31 protein-coding genes are annotated in these 23272 nt (G+C 36.6%); 20 read left to right on the top strand and 11 right to left on the bottom strand.

Annotation, left to right across the window (positions count from 1 at the left end; translation table 11 throughout):
• The first annotated feature begins 2 nt into the window (after nt 1-2).
• The 5 genes from EG342_RS05930 to EG342_RS05910 all read left to right on the top strand — a co-directional run bounded on the left by EG342_RS05930 (nt 3) and on the right by EG342_RS05910 (nt 3600).
• Nucleotides 3-569: a hypothetical protein gene (locus EG342_RS05930; protein WP_103288833.1), complete on the top strand. Its 567-nt coding sequence runs from the start codon at nt 3-5 to the stop codon at nt 567-569.
• A gap of 165 nt (nt 570-734) precedes the next feature.
• Nucleotides 735-983 (top strand): hypothetical protein, encoded by a 249-nt coding sequence (locus EG342_RS05925; protein ID WP_103288832.1) that lies wholly within the window; start codon nt 735-737, stop codon nt 981-983.
• A gap of 153 nt (nt 984-1136) precedes the next feature.
• Nucleotides 1137-1730 carry a porin family protein gene (locus EG342_RS05920; RefSeq protein WP_103288831.1) on the top strand — a complete coding sequence of 198 codons (594 nt, stop codon included), beginning with the start codon at nt 1137-1139 and terminating at the stop codon, nt 1728-1730.
• A gap of 84 nt (nt 1731-1814) precedes the next feature.
• Nucleotides 1815-2876 (top strand): sensor histidine kinase, encoded by a 1062-nt coding sequence (locus EG342_RS05915; protein WP_103288830.1) that lies wholly within the window; start codon nt 1815-1817, stop codon nt 2874-2876.
• Nucleotides 2866-3600: a LytR/AlgR family response regulator transcription factor gene (locus EG342_RS05910; protein WP_103288829.1), complete on the top strand. Its 735-nt coding sequence runs from the start codon at nt 2866-2868 to the stop codon at nt 3598-3600. The genes EG342_RS05915 and EG342_RS05910 overlap by 11 nt, the downstream gene beginning before the upstream one ends.
• A gap of 59 nt (nt 3601-3659) precedes the next feature.
• On the opposite strand, the gene EG342_RS05905 is transcribed toward EG342_RS05910, so the two are convergent.
• From EG342_RS05905 to EG342_RS05885, 5 genes are all read right to left on the bottom strand, one after another.
• The gene (locus EG342_RS05905; RefSeq protein ID WP_103288828.1) at nt 3660-4568 is read right to left on the bottom strand and encodes a DUF6268 family outer membrane beta-barrel protein; all 909 of its coding nucleotides are present in this window, start codon (nt 4566-4568) and stop codon (nt 3660-3662) included.
• A gap of 133 nt (nt 4569-4701) precedes the next feature.
• The gene (locus EG342_RS05900; RefSeq protein ID WP_103288827.1) at nt 4702-5907 is read right to left on the bottom strand and encodes a multidrug effflux MFS transporter; all 1206 of its coding nucleotides are present in this window, start codon (nt 5905-5907) and stop codon (nt 4702-4704) included.
• 170 nt (nt 5908-6077) lie between these two features.
• Nucleotides 6078-6896, bottom strand: coding sequence for a helix-turn-helix domain-containing protein (locus tag EG342_RS05895; protein WP_103288826.1), 819 nt, complete (start codon nt 6894-6896; stop codon nt 6078-6080).
• Between the two features lie 283 nt (nt 6897-7179).
• The gene (gene thiL, locus EG342_RS05890) at nt 7180-8232 is read right to left on the bottom strand and encodes a thiamine-phosphate kinase (RefSeq protein ID WP_103288825.1); all 1053 of its coding nucleotides are present in this window, start codon (nt 8230-8232) and stop codon (nt 7180-7182) included.
• A gap of 95 nt (nt 8233-8327) precedes the next feature.
• Nucleotides 8328-8822 carry an acyl-CoA thioesterase gene (locus EG342_RS05885; protein WP_103289300.1) on the bottom strand — a complete coding sequence of 165 codons (495 nt, stop codon included), beginning with the start codon at nt 8820-8822 and terminating at the stop codon, nt 8328-8330.
• A 114-nt stretch (nt 8823-8936) separates the two neighbouring features.
• On the opposite strand from EG342_RS05885, the gene EG342_RS05880 reads away from it, so the two are divergent.
• Genes EG342_RS05880 through EG342_RS05865 form a run of 4 tightly spaced genes read left to right on the top strand, consistent with a single transcriptional unit; the run spans nt 8937 to nt 12119 of the window.
• Entirely contained in the window at nt 8937-10139 is a 1203-nt protein-coding gene (locus EG342_RS05880; protein ID WP_103288824.1) for a BaiN/RdsA family NAD(P)/FAD-dependent oxidoreductase, read from the top strand.
• A 28-nt stretch (nt 10140-10167) separates the two neighbouring features.
• Complete coding sequence (locus EG342_RS05875; protein WP_103288823.1) at nt 10168-10560, top strand: energy transducer TonB; 393 nt, start codon at nt 10168-10170, stop codon at nt 10558-10560.
• A gap of 9 nt (nt 10561-10569) precedes the next feature.
• Complete coding sequence (locus EG342_RS05870) at nt 10570-11205, top strand: DUF2306 domain-containing protein (protein ID WP_103288822.1); 636 nt, start codon at nt 10570-10572, stop codon at nt 11203-11205.
• A complete protein-coding gene (locus EG342_RS05865) occupies nt 11202-12119 on the top strand; it encodes a YARHG domain-containing protein (RefSeq protein WP_103288821.1) in 918 nt (305 codons plus the stop codon). Before EG342_RS05870 ends, EG342_RS05865 begins: the two co-directional genes overlap by 4 nt.
• 3 nt (nt 12120-12122) lie before the next feature.
• On the opposite strand, the gene EG342_RS05860 is transcribed toward EG342_RS05865, so the two are convergent.
• The 3 genes from EG342_RS05860 to EG342_RS05850 all read right to left on the bottom strand — a co-directional run bounded on the left by EG342_RS05860 (nt 12123) and on the right by EG342_RS05850 (nt 13745).
• The gene (locus EG342_RS05860; protein ID WP_103288820.1) at nt 12123-12524 is read right to left on the bottom strand and encodes a ribosomal maturation YjgA family protein; all 402 of its coding nucleotides are present in this window, start codon (nt 12522-12524) and stop codon (nt 12123-12125) included.
• Nucleotides 12525-12592: 68 nt separating this feature from the next.
• Nucleotides 12593-13246 (bottom strand): thioredoxin family protein, encoded by a 654-nt coding sequence (locus tag EG342_RS05855; protein ID WP_103288819.1) that lies wholly within the window; start codon nt 13244-13246, stop codon nt 12593-12595.
• Between the two features lie 10 nt (nt 13247-13256).
• Nucleotides 13257-13745, bottom strand: coding sequence for a TlpA family protein disulfide reductase (locus EG342_RS05850; protein WP_103288818.1), 489 nt, complete (start codon nt 13743-13745; stop codon nt 13257-13259).
• A gap of 149 nt (nt 13746-13894) precedes the next feature.
• Here EG342_RS05850 and EG342_RS25095 point away from each other — a divergent pair, with 149 nt between their 5' ends.
• The 5 genes from EG342_RS25095 to EG342_RS25080 all read left to right on the top strand — a co-directional run bounded on the left by EG342_RS25095 (nt 13895) and on the right by EG342_RS25080 (nt 14954).
• Complete coding sequence (locus EG342_RS25095; protein WP_164465154.1) at nt 13895-14053, top strand: hypothetical protein; 159 nt, start codon at nt 13895-13897, stop codon at nt 14051-14053.
• Between the two features lie 31 nt (nt 14054-14084).
• Nucleotides 14085-14243, top strand: a complete 159-nt coding sequence (locus tag EG342_RS25090) for a hypothetical protein (protein WP_164465153.1) — start codon at nt 14085-14087, stop codon at nt 14241-14243.
• Nucleotides 14244-14287: 44 nt separating this feature from the next.
• Complete coding sequence (locus tag EG342_RS25085) at nt 14288-14449, top strand: hypothetical protein (RefSeq protein ID WP_164465152.1); 162 nt, start codon at nt 14288-14290, stop codon at nt 14447-14449.
• Between the two features lie 152 nt (nt 14450-14601).
• Entirely contained in the window at nt 14602-14751 is a 150-nt protein-coding gene (locus EG342_RS05845) for a bacteriocin (protein WP_164465151.1), read from the top strand.
• Nucleotides 14752-14792: 41 nt separating this feature from the next.
• Nucleotides 14793-14954 (top strand): hypothetical protein, encoded by a 162-nt coding sequence (locus tag EG342_RS25080; RefSeq protein WP_164465150.1) that lies wholly within the window; start codon nt 14793-14795, stop codon nt 14952-14954.
• Nucleotides 14955-14988: 34 nt separating this feature from the next.
• Here EG342_RS25080 and mutS read toward each other — a convergent pair whose 3' ends face one another.
• Nucleotides 14989-17580, bottom strand: a complete 2592-nt coding sequence (gene mutS / locus EG342_RS05840; protein WP_103288816.1) for a DNA mismatch repair protein MutS — start codon at nt 17578-17580, stop codon at nt 14989-14991.
• Between the two features lie 123 nt (nt 17581-17703).
• Here mutS and EG342_RS05835 point away from each other — a divergent pair, with 123 nt between their 5' ends.
• A complete protein-coding gene (locus EG342_RS05835; protein ID WP_103288815.1) occupies nt 17704-18234 on the top strand; it encodes a GNAT family N-acetyltransferase in 531 nt (176 codons plus the stop codon).
• Nucleotides 18235-18255: 21 nt separating this feature from the next.
• Here the strand turns inward: EG342_RS05835 and EG342_RS05830 are convergent, their stop codons facing one another.
• The gene (locus EG342_RS05830) at nt 18256-19134 is read right to left on the bottom strand and encodes a cupin-like domain-containing protein (RefSeq protein ID WP_103288814.1); all 879 of its coding nucleotides are present in this window, start codon (nt 19132-19134) and stop codon (nt 18256-18258) included.
• 165 nt (nt 19135-19299) lie between these two features.
• Between EG342_RS05830 and EG342_RS05825 the strand changes: the two genes are divergently transcribed.
• Together EG342_RS05825 and EG342_RS05820 are read left to right on the top strand one after the other, a co-directional pair.
• The gene (locus EG342_RS05825; protein ID WP_103288813.1) at nt 19300-19644 is read left to right on the top strand and encodes a virulence RhuM family protein; all 345 of its coding nucleotides are present in this window, start codon (nt 19300-19302) and stop codon (nt 19642-19644) included.
• Between the two features lie 84 nt (nt 19645-19728).
• A complete protein-coding gene (locus EG342_RS05820) occupies nt 19729-20607 on the top strand; it encodes a bestrophin family protein (protein ID WP_103288812.1) in 879 nt (292 codons plus the stop codon).
• Nucleotides 20608-20618: 11 nt separating this feature from the next.
• Here EG342_RS05820 and EG342_RS05815 read toward each other — a convergent pair whose 3' ends face one another.
• Nucleotides 20619-21218, bottom strand: a complete 600-nt coding sequence (locus EG342_RS05815; protein WP_246008740.1) for a hypothetical protein — start codon at nt 21216-21218, stop codon at nt 20619-20621.
• A gap of 55 nt (nt 21219-21273) precedes the next feature.
• Here EG342_RS05815 and EG342_RS05810 point away from each other — a divergent pair, with 55 nt between their 5' ends.
• From EG342_RS05810 to EG342_RS05800, 3 genes are all read left to right on the top strand, one after another.
• Nucleotides 21274-21894: a toxin-antitoxin system YwqK family antitoxin gene (locus EG342_RS05810; RefSeq protein ID WP_103289295.1), complete on the top strand. Its 621-nt coding sequence runs from the start codon at nt 21274-21276 to the stop codon at nt 21892-21894.
• 5 nt (nt 21895-21899) lie between these two features.
• Nucleotides 21900-22430 (top strand): RNA methyltransferase, encoded by a 531-nt coding sequence (locus tag EG342_RS05805; protein WP_103288811.1) that lies wholly within the window; start codon nt 21900-21902, stop codon nt 22428-22430.
• A 187-nt stretch (nt 22431-22617) separates the two neighbouring features.
• Entirely contained in the window at nt 22618-23271 is a 654-nt protein-coding gene (locus tag EG342_RS05800; protein ID WP_103288810.1) for a CBS domain-containing protein, read from the top strand.
• The last annotated feature ends 1 nt before the right edge of the window (nt 23272 follow it).

The raw sequence follows: 23272 nt of genomic DNA, 5'->3' as shown, positions 1-23272 counted from the left end.
TTATGAAAAAGTTCTTAGCATTGGCATTCATTTTCGGTTTTGTCTTCAGTAATGCTCAGGTTTCTGAATTCCAGAGGGCAGACTCCCGGTATGAAAGAAAAAAATCAGCGCTGTACAGCAAGTATCCTAAGCCTAATGATTTAAGAACAAAAAAGGAATGGCTTCTTACCGAAGACAAGATAACTTCCTATAAAGATGCTTTGGATAAAATATCCCTTGAAGACAAGAAAATGATCTCAGCAGACCCGCCCACAAAGGGCAAGGTTACTAAAGAAGCAGAATATCAAACTGGAAAGCCGGCTTTTCTAGCTTCTTTATATGAAGCTGTTGATCTTGCTTTTTTTAATTCTTCTTCGGATTCTTATAAAGCCACATTAAATTTTGTAGTAGATTCTAAAGGTAATGCATTGGATGCCCAGATAAAAGGGAATAACGATGACCTAAATGCATTCATCCAGGCTGCTTTTTACCGCATCAAGGATAAAGGCAAATGGAAACCTGCTGAAATTAGCGGGAAAGCGACCTCATCTGCGGTTTCGATTCCTTTACTTTTAAAATTTAAAAAATAAATAGAATAAGCCCGCTCTACTGCGGGTTTATTTTTTACCAACCTTTCCCACTCGCTTATATTTCATTTATTTACAGTTGATTAAAAAGATTATGGTTCATTTTTTTTATTATATTTACTCTACGTATAAAAACAAACTATTAATTTTTAAACATCAAATTGCATCATGAAAACAATGAAAAAACTTTTGAGAAGGGATCTGTCAACGATTCTGGGCAACGGAAATGATAGCTGCCATATGGGCGGAGATTCTTATAATTGCCAAAGTGACTGCCAGTGTGCCTGGGGAAAAGCCTGCGAAATGTATGAAGACGGCAGCCCGGGTCAATGTATCGCAGTTGGAGGAGGAAATCCCGGAGGAGGCGGTACCGGTGGATGTACTCCCCCAACCATTTGTGTAGAAGAACCTTATTAATAATAGTCAATCGGAAGTATAATCACTTCCGATTTTTTTATTTTCATACGGAAACAGATCCTCGTCAAAGCATTTAAGCCGTTCATCAAATAAAATTCCATCTCATCTCCGGGTGTTGTTGTTTTGCATCAGATTTTTAACAATTATCATTTTATGAAACAACAATTTTTGGCATTAAGTGCATTTTTATTATGCATCTGTGCTATAAAAATCCAGGCTCAACAGACGCCTGCTTTTCACATCGGAGTAAAAGGAGGTGCAAATTTTACCAAAACCTCAACGGAATCTTCTTCCTTGGAAGGGAAATACGGCTTCGGTTATCAGGCAGGAGTAATGACCAGAATGGATATCGGAAGGCTTTATGTACAAGGCGAAGCTTTACTCAACAAAAGAAAAACTTCCTACGATACCAAAGACGGGAGTTCTGCAAAACTGACATGGAATGCCATTGATATTCCGGTGGTAGTAGGATATAAAATAGTAACAGCCGATGATTTTAATCTGAGAGTATTTGCCGGTGGTGTTTACAGCTATGCTTTTAATAATCAGATATCAACTTCACAGGCGTTCATGGAAGGTTTTAAAAGCTTTGATAAATCCAATATCGGTATTACAGGAGGTTTGGGTGTAGATTATAAGAACTTCACGATTGATCTGAGATATGAAAACGGACTTTCCAATATCAGTAAAGAATTTAAGTCGAAACCCCACAGCTTCAGTCTGGGAATAGGTTATTTCTTATTCTAAATAACTTAAATTATCTTTACTCATTAGAAACTGCTTCCCCTGCGGTTTCTAATTTTGTTTATATATTCATTTTTATAACTATCCATGACAAAACTTTTCGTTGTAAGAAAACATACTTTCGTTATCATTTTCTGGCTTGTTTTTGCGGCGGCAATCTGGATCAATTTCCAGGCTACTTCAGATGCATACACTGCCGCCTTTCAAACTTTTGTCCTTACCATAACGTCCTTCTTCTTCACTCATTTTCTTACGACCAAGCTCTTACCCAAGGCTTTGCGCACAAAAAAAATGGGCTTCTTTCTGATCCAGGCAACACTGGTTATTTTCGCTTTAAGCTTTATATATTCCCTGATTTTCACCTATATTAAAGGGAGTGGAGAAACTCCAATTCCTGCTGAGTTTTCAGGACAGATTCCTCATTTATGGAAAGGCTTTTACCTTGCACTTCCCGCTTCTTTTCTAATTAATGGAGCCGCCTGCGGAGTGAAATTTTACCAGGAACACGGGAAAATAGAGCGTGATCATATTCTTTTGCAGCAGGCTCATCTGGAAAATCAACTCAAGCTATTACAGGATCAGATCAATCCGCATGTGGTTTTTAATATTTTGAATCATATCCACATTTTGATGCGAACAAATACTCAGCTAGCTGATTTTTTACTGCTTAAATTTTCCGATATCCTGCGCTATCAATTATACAACTGTAATCAGAACCTTGTTCCTTTAGATAAAGATATGGAACATATTCAGAATCTGGTAGAAGTAGAAAAATTAAGATGGGGGAATGAGCTGGATGTAAAGACCACCTGGGAAATCAATAATAAGAAAGCATTTATTGCGCCTCTCCTGCTGGTTACTTTTATTGAAAATGCATTTAAATATGTATGCCGGCTTCCGGGACATAAAGGCTATATTTCCATATCATGCAAAGAAAAAGATCATGTGCTCTTTTTTTATATAGAAAACTCATACTCTAATATCATGAGTCATAAAAAGAAAGAAGGAGTGGGCGGAATAGGTCTTCAGAATGTAAAAAAGCGTTTAAAACTACAATATCCAAATTCCCATGATCTAAAGATTGAATCTGATGATCTTGTTTATAAAGTAACTTTAACCTTAAAATTAGCTGAAGAAGATGAGCAGTAATATCCCTAAAATGAAATGCCTGATTGTAGATGATGAGCCATTGGCGAGATTCCATCTTAAGGAACTGGCCGACCAGATTGATTTTTTAACGGTTACAGGAACCTGTGCGAGTGCTCTGGAAGCCGATTCTATGGTAAAGGAAAATGAAATAGATCTTATTTTCCTTGACATCAATATGCCCTATCTTACCGGCCTTGAATTCCTTGAGCAACTTGAGAACCCTCCTTTATGTATTCTTACCACAGCTTATTCTGAATATGCTCTGGAAGGATTCCGTCTTCAGGTAGTGGATTATCTTTTGAAACCAATCGCATTCAATCGTTTTTATCAGTCGGTAAATAAGGCTCAGCAGCAGTTTATTGTGAGTGAAAAATTAAGAAAAAACAGTCCTTTAGATGATCCTTTTTTATACGTGAGACAATCTGATAGCTTCATCAAAGTTTCCTGGGTAGATATTCTGTATGTAGAAAGTATGCAGAATTACACGAAGCTTCACTTTAAAGATAAGTCTCTGATCATTCACCAGACCATGAAGGCTATTGAGGAGTCTCTTCCCTCTGATCATTTTTTCAGAATTCACAAATCATATCTGATCAATATTACACACATCGATATGATTTCGGGAGGACGTTTATTTATCAATAAAACAGAGCTTCCTATTTCCCGTACCCGAAAAGAAGAATTGCTCAATCAGGTGGTATATAAGAAATTGATTAGTAAATAAATAATGGAAGTTATGATGAATCCTGAATTAATTGGTCATAACTTCCCTATTTTCAAACCTTATGGCAAATTCCAGCGTAGTGATACCGCTGCATAAAAAGAGCTTGCAAACCTTGGATCAGCCATCTTTTTTTCTTTAAAAATATTTTTGATCTTTCGGTCATTTTCACTGAAACCTCTCAGCAAGGCTGTTCCGCCGGTAAGGTGTAAAGTAAGCTTATCATTGATTTTCAGTTCCGGTCTGAGTCCCGCAGTAATCTGTTGATATCCCAGTAACATAGATTTTCCGTCTTTATTTCTTTCTACCGTCATCCCGCTCATGTTGACGACAGCTTTTAAAGCAAATTTATCAGAGAAAAGATAGCCGGCTTCCATTCCTTCGGGAAAGTTGATCTTAAACTTGACTTTTCCATTTGTTTTCCAGTCAAAATAAATCCATGGCAAAATCATCGGAACCCCAAATGCTGTTGTAAGAACCGGCCCCGCTCCTAAGGCAAGATTAGGATTAAAGTGTCTGATAAATAAAACTCCACCCTGTCCCAATACATCATCAAAATCAATTTTCGTCAGGTCTGTATACACACCTACCGAAGCGGTCATCATAATACTCCATTTCTTTCCTAGCGGCCTCATATGCTGTACACCTACCTGTGCATTCAGCATTTGATCAGGAAATAGCTGAGTTTCATAATTCTTATGAGACATCTTTGCATAAGATCCTCCCATCAGCATAGACCACGAACGTAGTCTGCCACTTCTATCTTTTTTTACAGATAATGGAATGCTCAGGTTAAAGTCTACTCTTTTAAAATCACTTTTGGAATTTGTTTTCACACTGTCTTCCGGGCGAATATAGCTGGAAAAAGGCATGTACTCTGTTTTTAATTCAGCAGATATTCCGGTTTGGGCATTCACCCAACTTCCTGATAATAACAAACAGCCGAAAGCTGCCAGAAGGCTTCTCTTCATAATTTAAATTTTTATGCAAAGAGAGCCTATTGCCTGCCTTTTTCAAAAATTACTTGATTAAGTGTCTACATGCTATGACCAAAAGGAAAAATAAGAGGATAAACTAATGTTAAGTTGATTCAGCTAAAAAAATCTAAGCGACCTTTTCCTGCACCACCACTTTTTTGCTTTTAAAAATACGGTAAGCAAACCAGACCGCGATCAAAGCAATTCCCGCTCGTACAACAACCATCGGAATAATAGAGTCTGCTTCTAAAAGACCAATCAAACCTGACATTAAAAAAGTAACCATCAACTGCATAAACCCAAGAAGTGCAGCTGCCGTACCCCTTCCTTCTTTGAAAGGAGACAAAGCATGTGCTGAAGTAATAGGAAATAAAATCCCTATCGCTAATAACGAGACATACAACATTGCAATTTCCAGTGCTACGGAAAGACTTCCGGCAGCAATTAAAATATGAAGTACACAGGCACTCAATAAAATGATCGTAGCTCCCAATAAAAGATTGGTATTGCTTATTCTTTTAATTAACCTTGGGGTAATATAAGCCGCTGTAATCAAGGCTAATGAATTAAAAGCAAATATAAAGCTGAAAACACTGCTCGAGAATCCGTGAATCTCCATAAATAAGAAGGGAGCATTCGAAATGTAGATAATCAGTGAGGCAAATGCAACGCTTCCGATCATCGTACTGTTGATAAAATCTTTATTGGAAATGATCATTTTCAATTGATCCATTAATCCTTTTTCGTCGCTAAAATCCTGCGGAAGGGTAATCCTTGTATTGGTTTCCGGAACATATTTATACACCATAAAAAATGTGATTACTCCCATGATACACAAGAATGCGAAAGAGCTGTTCCAACCCCAATATTTTAGAAATACACTTCCTAATAGCGGAGCAACAATCGGAGCAATACCGCTGATCTGAGACTGTTGGGAAAAAATGGTGACAGATTTCTGTTTATCATAAAGATCAATAATAATCGCCCTGCCAATAACAATTCCCGCACTTCCTCCGAAAGCCTGCAGAAAACGCATCGCCCATAAAACATAAATATCTGAGGTGAAATAGATCGCAGTGGCACCTATAATAAAAAGTAAAAGTCCGCAATACAACATAGGTTTACGGCCTTTTTTATCTGATAACGGTCCCCATAATAATTGTCCGAAAGCAAATCCGGCAAAAAACACCGAAATGGAAATCTGAATATGTCCGATATCCGTGTTAAAAATTTCAGCCATATTGGGAAAAGCAGGCAGATAAAGGTCTATACTAAGAGACTCCAGCGTGTTGAGCAGTGCTAAGATAAACACTACAATATTCAAATTCTTCATAAAACAGTACGAGCCTTCAGAGGCTATTTTTAATGCCTGCAAAATTGCTTAAAAAATGAAAAGCATTCAAGACAGGAACTGAAGGAAGACTAGCACAAATTGAAGATTCATCTATACATTTATAATAAATTAACCCATATCAAACCTAATACAACGGAACATTCTGAGGACTAACCATTTCCGGATTTAAAACGATCAGGGTTCTGGTCTGTATGTTTTTTAAAGAAACGGGAGAAGTAAGAAGCATCTCTAAACCCTAACTTAAAAGCAATTTCTTTAACGGTTAGAGCTCCAAAACTAAGTTCTCTTTTAGCCTCAAGAACAAGACGTTGATTAATCATTTTCTTTACCGTAGTTCCTCTCAAAAGACGGACGATGTCATTGAGATGATGGGTGCTTATCTTTAGTTTTTCAGCGTAAAAACCGGTTTCTTTATGCAATATATAATGCTTCTCAATATGCCCCACCAACTCCTGAATGCGCTGCCTATCATTCAATAAAGGCTCCTGAGGTTTAATTTGTTCTCCGATGAGGATACAAAAGGCTTTCAGATATGCTTTTAAAAGTTCAGTCCTTGAAGCTCCTTTATATTCCTGCTCAATCAACGAGATGATTGTAGTACAGGTTTTTTCATTTTTAAGATCCAAAGAAAAGGGAAGCTCTCCTCCTGTGAGTACAGATTCTATATCGCAGGCTTCGTTGAAAATTTCCCGGCTTATCGCCATGGCGTAACCCACCTCTCCTTCTATTTTCATATTGAATGCCTGGCCCGGTGCAATAATGCAAATTTGGTTATTTTCTAGTTTATAACTTTCAAAATCCAATTCTAAGCGGCTGCTTTCATGCACTTCTCTGAACCAGATAATTTCAAAAAAATTATGCCGGTGAACATCATGAAAATTTTCAGGACCCGCTGCTATCAGAGTACTCATCTGGAATTTTTCAGATGTCAGATGGTGAACCGGGATTTCTTTTTCTGGTGTAATCATCGTTGTATTTTAAAAGAATCGGGCAATAAACAAAAACCACAGCAAAAAAATGCTGCGGTTTTCTACAATATTTAAAATTAAAAATAATTTTTCAATAGTATGGATGTATTTCTTTTAACTAAAAACAAAATAATAAATCGTACTCCAGACTGCTACAAAGAACAATACAAAAATGAATGATTCTTTAAGATTCTGGTTTCGTTTTTTCACATAATGTTTGTATAGTGTTACTATTATAAAAGCAATAATAACAAGAGATGGCAAAATTGTAAAAGTATACATCTTATTGGTTTAAAAAGGCATCCCAACCTTGAGCGGTAAGCGCAACAAGCTGATTGGATCCTCTGGCAACCATAAAATTTCCGTCTTCTTTTTCCACAGCATGACCGATAATCGTGAAGTCAGGGTGGTTTTTAATCTTATCAAAATCGTTAGGCGAAATAGTGAACAGCAATTCATAATCTTCACCACCGCTTAAAGCCGTCATTACCGGATTCAAATTCATTTCATCTGCAGTAGAGATCGTAAGACTATCTAAAGGAATTTTCTCTTCATACAATCTGAATCCTACCTTTGATTGGTCTGAAAGGTGAAGAATTTCAGAAGCCAGGCCATCAGAAATATCAATCATAGAGGTTGGCTTAATATCCAGCTCTTCTAAAATTGTTTTAACATCTGTTCTTGCTTCAGGCTTCAGCTGACGCTCCAGGATATAATCGTAGCCTTCCATTTCCGGCTGCATATTAGGATCAGCAAGATAAACGGCATGTTCTCTTTCCAGGATCTGAAGCCCCATGTAAGCACCTCCCAAATCTCCTGATACCACCAAAAGATCATTGGATTTTGCACCGCTTCTCTTTACTATATTTTCCTCATTTTCGATTCCTACAGCTGTAATACTCATCACCAATCCCGCATTGGAACTTGTGGTATCTCCTCCGATAAGGTCAACTTTATATCTGGTACAAGCTGCCTGAATTCCTGAGTAGATCTCTTCTAAAGCCTCTACCGGAAAACGGTTTGAAACGGCCAAAGAAACCAAAATCTGAGTGGGCGTTGCATTCATCGCAGCAATATCACTCAGGTTTACAACAACAGCTTTATATCCTAAATGTTTTAAAGGAACATAACCCAGGTTGAAGTGAACTCCTTCTGCCAGGACATCCGTTGTTAAAACAACTTTTTTATTATCAGGATTAATAACCGCTGCATCATCTCCTACTCCAAGCTCCGAAGATTCATTGGATAAAGGAAAATGCTCTGTCAGGTGTTTGATAAGGCCAAACTCTCCTAATTTCGAAATGGGCGTAAGCTCCTGTGATTTATCTTCAAACATAATTTCTGTTTATAAGTGATGATTGATAAATGATAATTGATGTATCAAGAATACAATGCTTATATTGATATCATTGATCAACCCTCATTCATCATTTATATATTAATTTCTGCCGGATCAATATTGTGTGGGTGGAAAGGAAGCTTTTTGAAATCTTCTTTAGACAACACCACCGTATCCGGGCTTTTATATTTATTCATTGCTTCCACTACATCATCCGGTGGAGTGGTCATTTTTCTCAGCATCATATCGATCCATACTCCTGTAGCTTCTGCAGTAGCACAATGTACGCCTTCCGGTGTATAGAATTTATGTACAAAACGGTAGATGGAAGAATCTTCTGAACATCCATCGATTTCTACGCTTACAATGACAATCTGATCTGCATAAATCTCTTTGAAGAAAGAATATCTTTCATGCAGGATAACCGGTCCGATTCCCCATCTGCTAAGTTGGGTCACTCCCATTTTTTCTTTAGTCATAAAGGCCATTCTGGCTTGCGCACAATACTGTACATAGGATGAATTGGCTAAGTGCTTGTTGGCATCAAGGTCACTCCATCTCACTTCAAATTTATGGTAGAAAATCATAAGAAAATCGTTTTTGGTAATATTAAAATAATAATCTTCAAAAATACTCAAATAAGATGGTTTATAAAAATTGTAATTTTGGAAAAATAATCTTCCGCATAGGATTACCCATACATGAAACAGATCATTATTATCGGAGGCGGTGCTGCAGGCTTTTTCTGTGCATCGAACCTTGACGAAAAGAAATACAGTATTACGATTTTAGAACAGAATTCTGACGTTCTTCAGAAAGTTAAAATTTCCGGAGGCGGGCGTTGCAATGTCACCCATGCCTGTTTTGACCCCAGAGAACTGGTTCAGTTTTACCCTCGTGGAAATAAAGAACTTTTAAGTGTCTTCACAAAATTTCAGCCGGGAGACACGATGGAATGGTTTGATCAGCGGAATGTTCCGTTAAAGATTGAAAATGACAACAGGACTTTCCCCGAAAGCAATTCATCACAAACGATCATCAACACTTTTCTGAATGAGGTTCAAAAGAAAAATGTATCCGTTCAAACAAAATGTTCTGTAAAAGAGATTGAAAAACACGGTGAAAGATATCTTGTAAAGACCAATTCGGGCGATTTTGAGGCAGATTATATCGTATATGCCACCGGCAGTTCTCCCAAATCATTAAAGATCGTGGAAAATCTGGGCCATAAAATCATTGATCTGGTACCTTCCCTGTTCACTTTTAATATCAAAGATGAATTATTGAAAGACCTTCCGGGAACAAGTTTTGAGAATGCAGGGATTTCGATTCCTAAATTGAAGACAGACGAAAGCGGCCCTTTATTGATTACCCACTGGGGACTTTCCGGGCCGGCAGTTTTGAAAATTTCTGCGTGGGAAGCCATCAGTCTGGCTAAGGTGAAGTATCATTTTGAAATTGAGGTTAATTTTATCTCAATAGCGACGGAAGATGCTGAGGAAACATTTCATAACTTTAAACAAAGCAATCCGAAAAAGACCGTCGGACAGTCCAAAATCTTTGATATCACCAACAGATTCTGGCAGAAAATCTTAGAGATTTCAAAAGTTGACCTGAATAAGCAGGTAGCCAATATTTCCGGAAAAGAAATGCAGACGATTATTGAAAATCTTTGCAGAAAAAAATTCCAGGTTACCGGAAAATCCACTTTTAAAGATGAATTCGTAACGGCAGGAGGCGTTGATTTAAAGGAAATTAACTTTAAAAACATGTCCTCAAAATTACTTCCTAATTTTTATATTGCAGGAGAAGTTTTAAATATAGACGCTGTAACCGGAGGATTCAACTTCCAGGCATGCTGGAGTGAAGGATGGCTGATTGCACAGGATTTGAATACTCTATAAAAATCACTAAAAATAAGGATAACGACACATGAAAAAATTAATATTTCTACTATTTACGCTTGGGTTCACATTATGTTTTTCTCAGGCAAAACAGGACCGGACAGAATCCCCTGTAAAAGATTACACTAATGAAGCAGATATAAAGCCTGAATTCCCAGGAGGAATCACTGTATTCAAAACACTCATTATGAGCAAATTAGATTTCAGTATCATTACAGAATCAGCAAGCACAGAGGTAAAGTTTATAATTGATTCCAAGGGGGAACTGAGCTCTGTGACGGCAAACGGAGAACAGGAAAGCTTTAATAAAGAAGTGATAAGGGCCATCAATACCATAAACAAAAAATGGGAGCCCGCGGTTTATAAAAATAAACCTGTCGACTATTGGTACACCCTTCCAATATCAATAAGTTTTGATTAAAACGTGGATATGTTTTCAGCCAAAAGATATATCACATTTTTCAAAATCCTTCTCATCCTAGGATTTGTATATTTTTTTTGGCTGATGCTCAAAATCACGCTGGAGTATATTCCTTTGGATCCCAATATCAGTTTCCTGATGATCAAACAGACTGAAGTGGAACAGAGACCAGAATATCTCTATTTTTTCTACACGCATGTTTACACCAGTATTTTTGTCCTTCTTTCTGGGTTTCTGGCCATAGTTCGGAAAGATTTCGGATGGAAAAGCTTCCATAAGAATATAGGGAAAATTTATATTTTTCTCATTTTGATTCTGGCGGCACCTTCAGGAATTTATATGGGGCTTTTTGCCAATGGTGGAATCTCATCCAAAATATCTTTTGTAGTCTTAGGAATTTCATGGTGGTTTTCTACCTTTAAAGCCTATCAACTGGCGAGACAGAAAAAATTCACAGAACACAAACAATGGATGTGGCGAAGTTTTGCTTTCACCGTCTCTGCCATCACATTACGATTTTGGAAAGTTATTATTGTATATTTATTCCATCCCAATCCTATGGATGTTTATCAGATCATTGCATGGCTGGGTTGGATTCCCAATATCCTTTTAATTGAATATTTAATCACAAAAAAACAGATATGAAAACTTTAAATTACGCATTTATTTCTTTACTGGCAGTCTCCTTACTGAGCTGCAAAAAAGAGGGAAAAACCAATGTGACCGGGAAAGATTCTTTAACTGCAAAAAAAGATTCTGTCCTGATTCCCGAAATTCATAAAGAGTACTATGGTGTTTATACCGGTGATTTTGCCGGTATGCAAAAAATGATTGACGATGGGGACGGTTCCGAGTATGATGAAAACGTGTACAAAAAAATCTCTTTAAAGATCAACCGGATTACAAAAGACAGTGTATTTGGCCAAAGTATTGTCAATGGTAATCAACGTCCTTTCAAAGGTATTTTTAATGAGTCTTCAAAATCTTTTGTACTGGATGAGCCGGGAAATGACAAAACAGATGGCAGATTTGAAGTACAATTGAATGGCGACAGCTTAACGGGAAAATGGAATGCATTCAACAAAAAGGCTGTAAAAGCACCTTCAAAATCCCTTAAGCTTATCAAGAAAAATTTTGTTTACAACCCCAACTTTATGCTTGATCCGGACTCCAATCTGGTAGACTGGAACAATCCAAAGGATTTTGTAGAAAAATATACAGATAATGATGGGAAAACTGAAAGCTATACTACCTCTAAGAACAGAGTCGCCTCCGATGCAGTCTTTAAGCTGAATGCCTCTAAGCAAAAATTGGGTGAAAAAGACATTAAAAATTTAAGAAAACTAGATCTTGAGATCATCAAAAACTCTGTATTTGCAAGACATGGCTATTCTTTCAAGAAAGAAACGTACAGAGATTTCTTCGAGCAAACAGATTGGTACATCCCCGTTTCGAATAATGTAGACAATGAGCTTTCGCCTATGGAAAAAGAAAACGTAGCATTATTGAACCGATTTATCACCTATGCGGAAGATAAATATGACAGTTTTGGAAGATAGAAATCAGTTTGCGGATTTCATGGCTGAGGTCTCATTCTTTCCCATTCCTGCTACTATATAAAGCAATAAGCAGCCTACGGCATAACAGAGGATATCGATCCATGAAAAAGAATTTCCGATCACAATATACATCAGGCTTCCAGGACGGAAGCCTAATTTTTCTGCAATATTAAAATACTGTGCAAATTCAATAATGCAGGAAAAAATCAGAATTCCAAGGATCAGTTTTTGGTTATTTGTCCTGATAAAACTTTTAACAAAAGTATAAAGAAGCATCACCACAATAACATCACCAAGATACGCTCTTACAAAGAAAATGTCTTTAAGCTTTGTTGCTATTAAAACCTCCACCAGAAAAATAACTATGGTGAGAAGAAAATATTTAAGATTGAATGTTAATTTCATTGTTATGATACTTCAGGGCATAAAAAATCGGTATTCCACGAATACCGATTTTATTTTAGACAAATATATTATTTCTTTATTTTGATTGTGCATCCAATGGCAACTGTTTTTGTCATTTTCACAGGTTCTCCTTTTATCAGAGCATTCACGGCATCCTGTGCATAATATTCAGACACATCATTCGGATTATCATAATTGTTGTCGATCGCCCCAATATATTTCACGATATTTTTACCACTTTCTTTCTGTAATACAAATACATGTGGTGTTTTTGTAGCACCATACTGCGGGTAAATTTTTTGTCCTTCATCTACTAAATACGGAAACGTAAATCCTTTCTGTTTTGCCCTCTCGATCATTTGCTGATAACCGTCTTCGGGTTGTACATTAGGATCATTAGGGTTAATAGCAATCACAGGATATCCCTGATCTCTGTATTTTTTATCGAGTTCAATAATTCTGTCTTCATACTTCTTTGCGTAAGGACAGTGGTTACAGGTAAATATTACAATGAATCCTTTTGCACTTTTAAAATCACTCAGGGAAACCATTTTCCCATCAATATTTTTAAGTTTAAAATCGGCGGCGGCATCACCTACTTCATAGCCTTTTGCAGCGGAGCTTTCCTTCTGTGGTTTATTTTTATCGTGATCGGTGGTTGTGAAGCTGAGTAATCCCATACCCATACAGAATGCCACTATTAAAGTTTTCAGATTTTTCATAATAGATTATTTATTGTAGATTATCACTAACTGTTTTTTCAAGTTCTTCTTTACTCATTTCGCCGTCATTAAAATGCACCTTCATCCCATTTTTATAAAACAACGTTACCGGGATATTTCCGTCCCATTCTTTTTCAAATCTTGGAATCCAGGTATTCATTCTTTTAATATCATCCAGCAGAACTACTTCAGCAGTCAGGTTTTTATTTTTGATGAATTTCAATACTCTTTCTTTATCTGCCAGCCGGTCTAATGAAACTAAAAGCATTTTGAATTTCGGATTGGAATCATTTTTATTATTTACCTCCATAAAGTGAGGCAGCTCTTTTACACAGGGAGCGCAAGTTGTAGCCCAAAAGTTGACCACAAGCAATTCTGCCTTCTCCTGTTGGATCCGTTTCTCGAGATCTTCATACTTTATCACAGACACTTCAGTCTGCTGAGCTTTGCAAATGGTGCAGAACAAAAATACAGTCAATATCTTTATTAAAGTCTTCATACTCAAAATTAACAAATGCATTCTTTCTTAGTGAATATCAATTTGTTAAACTTTGTTAATAATTTCAATAATTACATTAATTTCTTTCACCAAATATTGAGTTATTCGAAATAAAATGTAATTTAGCTTACAATCAAATTAAAAATACCATGAAAAAACTAAACATTCAAAAAAGAAAACTTACAAAGTCGGAATTAAAAGAAATCAACGGAGGTAATTCTCCTGCCTGTTTCAGAGGATTCTGTATGGTTCCCGGATCAGATGACCTTTTCAGAGGTTTTGTCGGTCAAGACGGATACTGCTGTTAATTACCATCTAATATCATAAAATCAAATTACTATGAAAAAATCGACCATTCAAAAAAAAGCGCTCACTAAAAGCGAATTAAAAGAAATTAACGGGAGTGCACGCCCTCTATGTTTGAGAGGATTCTGTCAAGATCCTTCTACAGGAGAGATGATTCCAGGACTTATTGGAAGAGATGGATTTTGTTGCTAATTAAAAAAATCAAGTTAAATACAACCCAATTTAAATTACTTACTATGAAAAAATCAACCATTCCAACAAAAAGACTTACCAAAAAAGAAATGAAAGAAATCAGTGGAGCAAGACCATTCTGCCCATTGGTAGTAAGCTGCTTTGACCCAAGCACCGGACAGGAAATGTATGGTGTTCACGGAATTCAGGATGGCCCTTGCTGCTAAACTTACGATACCATAAAAATGGCCGGATGAATTTCCGGTCATTTTCATCATATTCCTTTACTGCCAGCTTGGCGAAAAAGGATATAACACAAAAATATTCAACACATTAGCATCATTACACAAAATAACCCAATCAAAATATTATGAAAAAAATGAGCATTCAAAAAGCAAAACTCACAAAAAATGAGTTGAAAGAGATTAACGGAGGAGCTACGGCATGCGCAGAAGGCCTTTGTAAACTGAGAGGAGTAAATCACTTTCTGATCATTGGCCCGAGAGGCAATGACGGATATTGTTGCTAATCTGAAATTTTACAACTAAACACAAACCTATCAATAGTATTATGAAAAAATCAATCATTCAAACAAGAAAACTCTCCAAAAGAGAATTGAGAGAAATTAAAGGAGCGGGTCCTATCTGCCATATTGTAATAAGCTGTACTGACCGGAGAACAGGAATAGAACGTTCAGGAGTTCCGGGAGTTCAGGACGAATTTTGCTGTTAGAAAATACAAGTAACTTGTAAAAAAAATGATTGGATTATCCTCCAATCATTTTTTTTATCGCATTCAGCTTCATTAAAGCTTCAATCGGTGTCAGGGTATTAATATCTATCTTGGTAAGTTCTTCGCGGATATTTTCCAGAACAGGATCATCCAACTGGAAAAAAGAGAGCTGCATATTTTCTTCGGTGACTCTTTTGATACTTTCTGAAGTGCCTCCACCACCTTGAGTTCTGCTTGCTTCAAGCGTTTTAAGGATTTCGTTGGCCCTGTTGACAACCTTTGCAGGCATTCCTGCTAATTTTGCCACATGGATACCAAAACTATGTTCACTGCCTCCCGGAATCAGCTTTCTTAAAAAGATAATATTCCCCTTATTCTCCTGTATGGATACGTGGAAATTTTTCACCCTTTCAAAGTTCACCGTCATTTCATTCAATTCGTGGTAATGGGTAGCAAATAAAGTCTTCGCCTGAGTGGGATGCTGATGTAGATATTCTGCTATGGCCCAGGCAATAGAAACCCCGTCATAGGTGGAAGTTCCACGTCCGATCTCATCAAGCAAAATAAGACTTCGCTCTGAAATATTATTCAAAATATTGGCCGCTTCGTTCATCTCTACCATGAAAGTGGATTCTCCAGCCGAAATATTATCGGTAGCTCCGACTCTTGTAAAGATTTTGTCCAGCATTCCGATTTCGGCATGTTTTGCAGGAACAAAACTTCCGATCTGAGCCAGAAGACAAACGATCGCCGTTTGACGCAGAATTGCCGATTTACCGGCCATGTTTGGTCCGGTAACCATAATAATCTGCTGTGAATCTTTATCCAAAAAGATATCGTTAGGAATATACTTCTCCCCTAACGGAAGTGCATTTTCAATAATGGGGTGTCTTGCTTCTTTTAAATCAATGGCATACCCGTCATTCAGAATAGGCTTTGTATAACTTTCGGAAACAGCGAGTTCAGACAATCCTCCGGCCACATCAAGCTGAGCAATAATATTGGAGTTCCCCTGAATCTGATCGATATAAACCATTGCTTCAGCACAAACATTTCTGTACAGCGCAGTTTCCAAAACCCCTATTTTTTCTTCAGCACCGAGGATCTGGCTTTCATATTCCTTTAGTTCTTCGGTAATATATCGTTCGGCATTCACAAGTGTCTGCTTTCTTACCCAATCATCAGGAACTTTATCCTTATGGGTATTTCTTACTTCAATATAATATCCGAAAACATTATTAAAATCAATTTTAAGACTGGAAATACCTGTTCTCTCAATTTCTCTCTGACACATTTCATCGAGGAATCCGCGGCCTTTGCTCTGAAGATTTCTCAATCGGTCCAGCTCATCAGAAACCCCTTCCTTAATGATATTTCCTTTGGCAATGCTTACCGGAAGTTCTTCATTAAGGTGGTTTTGTAAAAATTTAATCAGCTCATCAAGATCAAATAACGGATCCAGCCATGCCAGAACTTCTGCATGAGGATACAGTAATGCTTTTATGGTATGGATATTTATTAAACTCTGGCGCAGATACCCTAATTCTTTAGGAGAAATCTTTTCAGCAGCCAGTTTTCCCATTAGCCTGTCCAGGTCAGAGATAGATTTAAGCAGCTGGCAGATTTCATATTTAAGGCTGTCTTTTTCGTTCAGAAAATCAATGAGAGACAATCTTCTTGCAATTTCATCCACTGATTTTAAAGGAAGAATAATTCTTCTTCTCAACAATCTTCCTCCCATCGGAGTAGATGTTTTATCGATAATATCTAATAGTGACTTTCCCTGCGGGTTGCTTGGATAAACAATTTCAAGATTTCTCAAGGTGAAATTATCCATCATCAGGTAATCTTCCTGAGGAATAATCTGAAGTTTTGTAATGTGGGCAAGCAGATTATGATGCGTATCTTCCACCAGATAAGCAAAAATAGCTCCTGCGGCTGTAATCGCCAATGGTTGATTTTCTACTCCAAACCCCTTTAAAGAATTGGTTTTAAAGTGATTGGTTAATTTTTCGTAGGCAAAATTATACTGAAACGCCCAGTCTTCAAGCTTAAAGGCATTTTTATTTTTAATCTGCTCAGGAAGCTGCATGCTTCGCTGGAAGACAATTTCGCTGGGATCGAAGGTATTAACGATGTGCAACAACTTTTCGAGATTTCCTTCACTCACCAGAAACTCTCCTGTGGAGATATCTACCAGAGCAATTCCGTATTTCTCTTTTTCTTTGTGTAAAGAAAGGAGGAAGTTGTTCTTCTTTGAATTCAGCACCTGATCATTGAAGGTAACTCCTGGTGTAACTAATTCAGTTACCCCTCTTTTTACAATTCCTTTGACCATTTTCGGATCTTCAAGCTGATCGCAGATTGCCACCCTTATTCCTGCTCTTACCAGCTTTGGAAGGTAAGAATCTATCGAATGATGTGGAAATCCTGCAAGTTCAACACTTCCTTCTCCATTATTCCTTTTTGTAAGAACGATTCCCAATACCTGAGATGTTCTCACAGCATCCTGCCCAAAAGTTTCATAAAAGTCCCCTACCCTGAAAAGCAAAAGTGCATCAGGGTATTTGCCCTTGATGGTATTGTACTGCGTCATGAGTGGAGTTTCCTTCTTCGATTTTGCCATAGTAAAAAATGAGCCCCAAATTTAGAAAAATAAATTCAGGGTTTCGGAATTGTTTCATGGTTTATCTTTAACTCCCTTTTCCTTATCAGGAATTATTTGTATTTTCACCTTAAAATATATTCAATGGAATTTCCTGTATTAGAGACTGAAAGACTTATTTTACGACAGCTTACTCTTAGTGATTCACAAGATGTATTTGAGTATTTTTCTCAGGACCAGGTCATGAAATATTATGATCTGGAAGCATTCAAGTCACTAGAGGATGCCAGGAATATTATTGAACATTTCAACACGGAGTTTGAAAATGGAAAAGGATTTCGTTGGGCATTGGAATTAAAATCCGAAAAAAAAGTCATCGGTACTTGTGGCTATCACAACTGGTATCGTGAGCATTTCAGAGCTGAAATCGGATATGAACTGAATCCCCTTTTCTGGAAACAATCCTTTATGAAAGAAGCCATTCTTCCTATTTTAACATTTGGTTTTGAAAGTATGCAGCTACATCGTGTAGATGCTTTTATTGATCCGGATAATATTTCTTCTGAGAAACTTTTAACTTCCTTAAACTTTCAGGAAGAAGGAACAATGAAAGATTATTTTTTTGAAAAAGGAAAATTTGTGGATGCCAGGCTTTTTGGATTGATTAATAAATAAGACTTAAGGTACTGGAAACAACTACTTCCCTTCTCTCAAATGTTTTTCCAATGCTTCGGTACTTTTCCTGTAAGCCCATTTCTGTTTGTAATCCACCCACTTAGCTTTAAAAAGTTTACGCATAAGCTTATCTGTATATCTCATAATGAAAACATGATACAGCATATTGGCAAAAACATTCGGTTTGTTGGGAAGTGCCCTTAATGATAATGAAAAGCCAGGCTCCAAGTATCTGTTGAAGTGCCAGAATGCTCCGGGAATGAAGAGCGCATCTCCATGTTCCATAAAAATTTCATAGCCTTTTGCATATTGTAAGGCCGGGAATTTTTCATAATCAGGATTTTCATAGTCCAGATCATAAATGGTGTGAACGGAAAGCGGAACCTTATACAAAAAGGCAGACTGTTTCTGGTCAAATAATAAAATCCTTTTCTTTCCTTCGAAATGGATATGCATAAAATCTCCCAAATCCACATCATAATGCATCAAAACATGAGCTTCACTTCCTCCGAAGAACAAGGTAGGAAGTCTTTTAAAAAACTTTATTCCCAGATCCGGATAGGTAAAGTTTTTTAATAATTCAGGGAGTCTGTCTGTAATGATATAAAAGAAAATCCGAAGGTCTGAAGGCCTGGATTTGATTGTATCAATATACTCTTTCATTTTCATATTTGCTACCGGAGCATCGGAACTTTTAGCAGCATTGGCTGGCTTATTATCATAGAGCGGAACGTCCTGATCACCTGCTTTCTCTTTAATATAATCAAGATTCCAAAGATCAAAAGCCTCCCAGCGACTTGCAAAATTTTTGATCAAAAGAGGTTTCTGCTTTTTAAAATAATTCTTCTGAAAATCTTCTTTACTGATATCATTGATAACATCTACGTTTTCGAGGATCATGTATTTTGTATTTAATGCGAAATAAAAATAGTGTTTTTTTGAAAATTGAGAAAATCTGAACTAAGACAGCCAGTAAAAACCAATGGCCAAAGTTTCCGAAAGATTTTACTTCGGTATAAAATTCAAAATTTCATTTTTTAGATTTTTTTTTAGAACTTTACCCATATGGAGGAGAATGCTCAAAATTTTATTCTTTATACAACTTCAAATGGAGATGTAAAACTTAATGTATTATTACATAATGAGTCTATATGGCTGCCTCAAAAGTCTATTGCTGAGCTGTTTGGTGTTGAGCGAAGTGTTATCACCAAGCATCTAGGCAATATTTATGAAGTAAATGAACTTCAAAAGGATTCAACAAGTGCAAAAATTGCACAAGTTCAGCAGGAGGGAAATAGAACTATAAGTAGGGAAATAGAATTTTATAATTTAGATGCAATAATTTCAGTTGGGTACAGGGTAAATTCAACTAAAGCAACACAGTTCAGAATCTGGGCAACCCAAACCTAAAAAAGTAACTCCCGGAAATAAGAAGAAGGACTAGAAAATATCTCCAATCTACATTTTAAAATTAAAGACAACATTAGCGAATTTATGAGAGCCTATAATACCAAACATTTCCTTAAAATCCTTTTCAGCTTACACAAAAGCGATACCTTAAAAATATTGTTTCCAAGCATGATTCTTATAGGATTATATTCCTGGGGGATTCAATATCTGGAGGTAGAATATCTCCATCTTACTTCAAAATCGGGGATCAGCAATGTGGGAATGATTCATTCTCTATTGGGATTTGTGCTTTCTTTGTTGCTGGTCTTCAGAACCAATACCGCCTATGACAGATGGTGGGAAGGGAGAAAGCTTTGGGGCAAACTGGTGAATGATACCAGAAATTTTGCTATAAAAATCAATACAATTCTTGGAGACAACCGTCAGGATGCAGAACAGATTTCAAGGTACTTAAAATTTTTCCCTCACTTTTTAGCCAAACATCTTTCCAAGGAATCAACGAGGTTGGCTTTGGACGAAGATTATTCTGAAATCGAAAAGACCTTAAAAAACCATGGGCCAAGCGAAATCGTAATTCTTTTAAACCATAAACTGAATCAGCTTAAAAAAGAAGGTAAAATTTCAGATGTAGAAATGCTTTATCTGGATACTCAACTTTCAGGTTTTCTTGATGTCTGCGGAGGTTGTGAGAGAATTAAAAATACGCCCATTCCCTACTCTTATTCTTCTTTCATCAAGAAGTTTATCATCTTATACGTTTTTGCATTACCCATTGCCTATGTCATTACCATCGGTCTTTTTATGATCCCGCTTACCGTTTTTGTATATTATGTTCTGATGAGTCTTGAATTGATCGCTGAAGAAATTGAAGATCCTTTCAACAATGATGAAAATGATATTCCTATGGAAACATTAGCTCAGAATATCGAGAAAAATGTGCATCAGATTATGAACAGAAAATAAAAAATCAAGCTTTAAAGCTTGATTTCTTTCATTTCTCCGTCCTGTTTTATTTCTACAAATTTGCTCTCCCTGTTGGCCGCTGAATAGCCGTAGAAAAAGGTGTTATATATAGGTGTGGAATACATATATCCTCCCATACCATTATAAGTATCTGTTGTACCGGTTTGCTTCTGATAGCTTGCGGACGCTGTAAAATTGATAATGGTTTCAAGGTAATATTTTCCGGGTTTCAGTTTTTCAAACTTAAATCTTCCGCGATCATCTGTTAATGCTTCTACTCTGTATTTAAAAGCTTCTTCAGACATGTATACGGTGGTTTTCTTGTTCTCATATTTTCTTCTCATATCATAAAACTCCTGAAAATATGGCGTTACCGGAAAAAGCATCACAACTGTTCCTTGTCTTGCATAATGCTTTTCTCCCAATAAAGGTTTGATTCCTAAAGCCGTTTTCTGTTTGGTAGAAGCTACTCCTTCAATAGCAGAATTCCCGAATGCCAGCATATCGCGAGCCATTTTTTTATCAAAAAAAGCTTGAGGATAATATGTATTTTGAGCATGTGAGTAGGTGAAGCCCAACATTAATATGAATAAAGTAAGTAATTTTTTCATAGTATATTTTTGAGTCAAATATAAGTATTTTAGTATTTTTGAAATAAAAATAGCTATGAAATACGTTTTTCTATTATTTTTTTCTGCTTCTACTTTGATGTTGGCGCAGAAACCATGCGGATTTAAAGACGGATTACAGGAAGGATCCTGTAAGGAATTCTTTGACAACGGGCAGGTAAAAAATGTCGTGGAATGGAAAAAAGGAAAGATAGATGGTGATGCCGTTTATTACCATGACAACGGAAAAGTAAAAGCCAAGGGAGAAAATAAAAAAGGATATAAATATAAAGACTGGGAGTATTACGACAAAAATGGAGTTCTTCTCTCGAAAGAATATTACAGAAATGGCGAAAAGAACATCTATGATGATAACTCTACGGCCACATTCTACTCTCCCAATGGGAAAATAAATGAGGTTTCCAATTATAAATTCGGGAAACTGGACGGTGAGAGCACCCTTTATCATGAAGATGGAAAAACGGTAAAGCAACAGGGACGCTATGAAAAAGGACTGTCTGAAGGAATATGGAAAACGTATTATCCATCCGGAAAATTAGAACGTGAAACAGAATTAGCCAATGATAAACGTAACGGTAAAAGGATATTTTACCGGGAGGACGGAAGCATTGAAAAGACAGAAGTCTATAAAGACGGAAAATTAATCTCAACAAAATAAAACAATTGGTACAGAAATTAAAACTGGAGGAACTTAACAGAATCGATGTAGAAACATTCAAGAAGGTTGATAAAGTTCCCGTGGTTATCATTTTAGATAATATCAGAAGTATGCACAATGTAGGGGCAGCTTTCAGAACAGCAGATGCTTTTCTCATAGAAAAAATAATCCTTTGCGGAATTACGCCTCAGCCTCCTCATCGTGAAATTCATAAAGCAGCACTGGGAGCTACAGAAAGTGTGGACTGGTCTCATGGACCAGATACGAATACAGCCATCACAGATTTAAAAAGCAAAGGCTACGAAATTATAGGAATCGAACAAACGACCGATAGCCAGTTAATTACTGATTTTATAATTGACAAATCAAAAAAATATGCCCTGGTCTTAGGAAACGAAGTGGAAGGAATAAGTGACGAAGTATTGCCTGATATAGACGTTTTCCTGGAAATTCCTCAACTTGGAACCAAACATTCTCTGAATGTAAGTGTGTGTGCCGGAATTGTCATGTGGGAATTTGCAAAAGCCCTAAAATAAAAAAACTGCATATGTCATTAACAGACAGTGCAGTTTGAAATAAATCTAATAAAAAGTAAAAATGAAAGGCGACAAAGGTACTTTTTTTTTCATTACAAACAAATTTTAGAATCACTTTTTTCATTTAAGCTCAAAAAAAGTGGTGATTTCAGAAAAAGTTTCATTTAATTTTTTATAAATTAGCACAATGTTTATCAAGGACTATATCTCAAAAGACTTCCCGTGTTTTAGCCTGTCTGATTCAATAGAGTCGGCCAGAAATATGCTGGAGGATTTTGGATATTCCCACATTTTCATTAAAAAATCCCATCATTTTTACGGAGCTCTTGCCAAGGACTTTCTTTACGAGGAAGACGGTGGTACACTGAAAGATCTGGAACATCAGATTGAACGATTTGCTGTTCTGGAAGACCATAATATCATGGACAGTATTCGTCTGTTTTATACGTTCAGCTCCAATGTCATTCCGGTGATCAATAAAAATGAAAAATATCTGGGTTATATTACCTGTGATGATATTTTTCAGGATTTGTCACGCTATCCGCTATTTTCAGAATCGGGAGCCATTCTTACCATAGAAACTCCTTCCAGAAAATATTCGATGACAGAGATTGCCAATATTGTAGAGAGCAATAATTCCAAATTCTATGGGGGATTCATAAGTTTTATGTCTGATGAAGTAATTCATGTAACCATAAAGATCAGCAATGAAAATCTAAGCTCGATAGACGCTACTTTTGACCGGTACGATTACAGAATTGTTGAAAAATACTATTCTGATGAGAAAACCGATCTGTTTAAAGATCGATTCGGTTTTTTCCAAAAATTCATAGAAATATAAC

Origin of the sequence: Chryseobacterium lactis (assembly GCF_003815875.1) — a bacterium.
Classification (GTDB): Bacteria; Bacteroidota; Bacteroidia; order Flavobacteriales; family Weeksellaceae; genus Chryseobacterium; species Chryseobacterium lactis.
This window is presented reverse-complemented; position numbering and strand designations above follow the sequence as displayed.

Bases quoted from the DNA above. Each gene is read 5' to 3' on its own strand.
- EG342_RS05905 (WP_103288828.1), bottom strand. From the start codon at position 4,568: ATGAAGAGAAGCCTTCTGGCAGCTTTCGGCTGTTTGTTATTATCAGGA.
- EG342_RS05865 (WP_103288821.1), top strand. From the start codon at position 11,202: ATGAAAACTTTAAATTACGCATTTATTTCTTTACTGGCAGTCTCCTTA.
- EG342_RS05915 (WP_103288830.1), top strand. From the start codon at position 1,815: ATGACAAAACTTTTCGTTGTAAGAAAACATACTTTCGTTATCATTTTC.
- EG342_RS05835 (WP_103288815.1), top strand. From the start codon at position 17,704: ATGGAATTTCCTGTATTAGAGACTGAAAGACTTATTTTACGACAGCTT.
- mutS (WP_103288816.1), bottom strand. From the start codon at position 17,580: ATGGCAAAATCGAAGAAGGAAACTCCACTCATGACGCAGTACAATACC.
- EG342_RS05900 (WP_103288827.1), bottom strand. From the start codon at position 5,907: ATGAAGAATTTGAATATTGTAGTGTTTATCTTAGCACTGCTCAACACG.
- EG342_RS25095 (WP_164465154.1), top strand. From the start codon at position 13,895: ATGAAAAAACTAAACATTCAAAAAAGAAAACTTACAAAGTCGGAATTA.
- EG342_RS05855 (WP_103288819.1), bottom strand. From the start codon at position 13,246: ATGAAAAATCTGAAAACTTTAATAGTGGCATTCTGTATGGGTATGGGA.
- EG342_RS05920 (WP_103288831.1), top strand. From the start codon at position 1,137: ATGAAACAACAATTTTTGGCATTAAGTGCATTTTTATTATGCATCTGT.
- EG342_RS05820 (WP_103288812.1), top strand. From the start codon at position 19,729: ATGAGAGCCTATAATACCAAACATTTCCTTAAAATCCTTTTCAGCTTA.
- EG342_RS05895 (WP_103288826.1), bottom strand. From the start codon at position 6,896: ATGATTACACCAGAAAAAGAAATCCCGGTTCACCATCTGACATCTGAA.
- EG342_RS05925 (WP_103288832.1), top strand. From the start codon at position 735: ATGAAAACAATGAAAAAACTTTTGAGAAGGGATCTGTCAACGATTCTG.
- EG342_RS05800 (WP_103288810.1), top strand. From the start codon at position 22,618: ATGTTTATCAAGGACTATATCTCAAAAGACTTCCCGTGTTTTAGCCTG.
- EG342_RS05930 (WP_103288833.1), top strand. From the start codon at position 3: ATGAAAAAGTTCTTAGCATTGGCATTCATTTTCGGTTTTGTCTTCAGT.
- EG342_RS05850 (WP_103288818.1), bottom strand. From the start codon at position 13,745: ATGAAGACTTTAATAAAGATATTGACTGTATTTTTGTTCTGCACCATT.
- EG342_RS05815 (WP_246008740.1), bottom strand. From the start codon at position 21,218: ATGAAAAAATTACTTACTTTATTCATATTAATGTTGGGCTTCACCTAC.
- EG342_RS05845 (WP_164465151.1), top strand. From the start codon at position 14,602: ATGAGCATTCAAAAAGCAAAACTCACAAAAAATGAGTTGAAAGAGATT.
- EG342_RS05870 (WP_103288822.1), top strand. From the start codon at position 10,570: ATGTTTTCAGCCAAAAGATATATCACATTTTTCAAAATCCTTCTCATC.
- EG342_RS05885 (WP_103289300.1), bottom strand. From the start codon at position 8,822: ATGATTTTCTACCATAAATTTGAAGTGAGATGGAGTGACCTTGATGCC.
- EG342_RS25090 (WP_164465153.1), top strand. From the start codon at position 14,085: ATGAAAAAATCGACCATTCAAAAAAAAGCGCTCACTAAAAGCGAATTA.
- EG342_RS05860 (WP_103288820.1), bottom strand. From the start codon at position 12,524: ATGAAATTAACATTCAATCTTAAATATTTTCTTCTCACCATAGTTATT.
- EG342_RS25080 (WP_164465150.1), top strand. From the start codon at position 14,793: ATGAAAAAATCAATCATTCAAACAAGAAAACTCTCCAAAAGAGAATTG.
- EG342_RS25085 (WP_164465152.1), top strand. From the start codon at position 14,288: ATGAAAAAATCAACCATTCCAACAAAAAGACTTACCAAAAAAGAAATG.
- EG342_RS05825 (WP_103288813.1), top strand. From the start codon at position 19,300: ATGGAGGAGAATGCTCAAAATTTTATTCTTTATACAACTTCAAATGGA.
- thiL (WP_103288825.1), bottom strand. From the start codon at position 8,232: ATGTTTGAAGATAAATCACAGGAGCTTACGCCCATTTCGAAATTAGGA.
- EG342_RS05810 (WP_103289295.1), top strand. From the start codon at position 21,274: ATGAAATACGTTTTTCTATTATTTTTTTCTGCTTCTACTTTGATGTTG.
- EG342_RS05875 (WP_103288823.1), top strand. From the start codon at position 10,168: ATGAAAAAATTAATATTTCTACTATTTACGCTTGGGTTCACATTATGT.
- EG342_RS05910 (WP_103288829.1), top strand. From the start codon at position 2,866: ATGAGCAGTAATATCCCTAAAATGAAATGCCTGATTGTAGATGATGAG.
- EG342_RS05880 (WP_103288824.1), top strand. From the start codon at position 8,937: ATGAAACAGATCATTATTATCGGAGGCGGTGCTGCAGGCTTTTTCTGT.
- EG342_RS05830 (WP_103288814.1), bottom strand. From the start codon at position 19,134: ATGATCCTCGAAAACGTAGATGTTATCAATGATATCAGTAAAGAAGAT.